Annotated in this window: 1 protein-coding gene; it reads left to right on the plus strand. The window is 60.8% G+C overall.

Translation table 11 applies throughout. The features are described 5' to 3' along the window. Window positions 1–493 precede the first annotated feature (493 nt). Window positions 494–2,332: S8 family peptidase (locus tag Q0216_RS06985; RefSeq protein ID WP_298594033.1), on the plus strand; the 1,839-nt coding region annotated here is incomplete at its 3' end.

Consider the following 2,332-nt stretch of genomic DNA (forward strand, 5'->3'; position numbering starts at 1 on the left):
AGCGAATAGAAAAAGAAAATGCACATCACTGCATTGATGTGTATTTTTCTCTAAAACCCCCGTGTGGGAGTTCTTCGGAAGTAGTTTATGTGGTGAGATATCGCTATCCTAGCACCTTTTTCCAGGTATATAGCGGCTAAAGCTCGATAGTGTGGCGTAAATAATGAGATTTTTCCTTCATGTAAATGCAGATAAAGAAATGCCTAGTCGAGGTATTCTGGCGCCTTAAAGTAAAGATTTAAATTTTGCTCATCTTTGCATAAAATGATTTGCATCACAAAGGTTATTTTATTCATAAAGTAACTCGAAAGGGTGCTAGAGTATCTCACGGTGCGTACCCGTGCATGCACATTGTGGAACCAATTCACAGCCCACACAATGCACCACACCTCACTCTTCCGTATTCACTCGTACCGAACGCACGTCCTCAACACGAGTCGGCAACGCTACGCCGCACCGTGCGCACCCGGTACCACTCACCTCAAGGACGTCCATGCTTCGCATTGCTCGCCCCTCGCAGGCACGCTCCTCACAGCGTTCCCTGCTGAGCTTCGTCACCGCAACCTGCCTGCTCTCGGCAAGCGTGATCCCCGCTGTGGCAGCACCCACCGCGCAGGCCACCCAGCCCAAGGTATCTGCGGCGGCACAGGCTTCTAATACCGCCCAGATTTCCAATACCGCGCAGTCCACCCAGTCTGCGCCCGTGGTATACAACCGCTTCATCATCACCTACACCGATGAGGCGAAGAACGCCGCCTCCGCCGACGCCACCGCAGACCAGATCGACTGGTCCGCAGCCGCCGGCACCCAGCAGGCAACCTGGAGCGACGCTCTCTACGCGGGCATCACCTCCGATGTGCAGAGCATTGACGAGCTGCTGAACATTAAGACCAGCTACGTCCGCTCCACCGCGCTGGATGCCAGCGTGGTCACCACCTCCGAGGAGCTCACCCCCGCCCAGGCGCAGCAGTACATGAACGCCCTGAGCGCGAACTCCAAGGTCGCCTCCGTCTCGCCCGATATGCGCCGCTACGCCACCGTGGATAACACCGCAGAGACCGTCAAGATTAACGACCCGAAGATGAACCGCATGTGGTCCCTCACCGGTGAGAAGGGCGTCTCCGCGCTGGAGGCGTGGGGCGCCACCCGCGGCAAGGGCGTGACCGTGGCGGTGCTGGACTCCGGCATTACCGCCCACCCGGACCTGGATGCTAACGTGCTGCCCGGCTACGACTTCATTGCCGAGTCGGCGTTCTCCAACGACGGCGACGGCCGCGACTCCGACCCGACTGACGCCGGCAACTGGACCGTAGACAACCAGTGCTTCACCGGTTCGAAGGCGACCGCCTCCGATTGGCACGGCACCCACGTGGCGGGTACTATCGCCGCTATCGCGAACAATAACGAGGGTATTGCCGGTGTGGCACCCGAGGCGAAGATTGTGCCCGTGCGCGTTCTGGGCGCCTGCGGCGGCTTCGACTCGGACATTACCGACGGCATTATTTGGGCCGCCGGTGGTAGCGTGCGCGGCGTTCCAGTAAACCAGAACCCCGCCCAGGTCATTAACATGTCCATCGGTAGCGAGGGCACCTGCACCACCCCGTACCGCCAGGCGATTGCTCAGGCGAATAAGCGCGGCTCCATCGTGGTCGTCGCGGCGGGCAACAACAACTTTGACGCCTCGAAGTCCAGCCCCGGCAACTGTGAGGACGTCATCACCGTGGGCGCAACCGATAAGAACGGCAAGCGCTCCTACTTCTCCAACTACGGCTCCCGCGTGGACGTGAGCGCTCCCGGTGGCGACCGCCGCTACTGGGGTGGTGGTATTCTCTCCACCCTGAACGCCGGTAAGACCGCTCCCGGTAAGGCCGACTACGCCGAGTACCAGGGCACTTCCATGGCGGCACCGCATGTTGCCGGTATTGTGGCGCTCATGAAGGCGGTCGACCCGAAGCTGACGTACGCTCAGGCGAAGAAGGCTCTGCAGTCCACCTCTCAGGGTGTTGAGTGCGACCAGTCCGCGTGCGGTTCCGGCATTGTGAATGCGGCGCGTGCGGTTCAGCAGGTCCGCTCCGACCGTGAGGCTGCCGATGCTGCCGCGGCTGAGGCGGCACGCAAGAAGGCTGAGGAGGAGGCCGCACGTAAGAAGGCAGCTGAAGAGGCAGCTCGCAAGAAGGCTGAAGAGGACGCCAAGCGTCAGCAGGCCCCCGCGCCTAAGGTAACTCCGGCACCTAAGGCTAGCCGACCGGTCACTCGCCCGTCCCGCCCGGTCACTCGCCCCTCGTACCCGTCGCGTCCGCGTCACGGCCACACTCCCCGTTACCGCTCGTGG

The organism is uncultured Rothia sp., from assembly GCF_937976295.1.
GTDB lineage: Bacteria > Actinomycetota > Actinomycetes > Actinomycetales > Micrococcaceae > Rothia.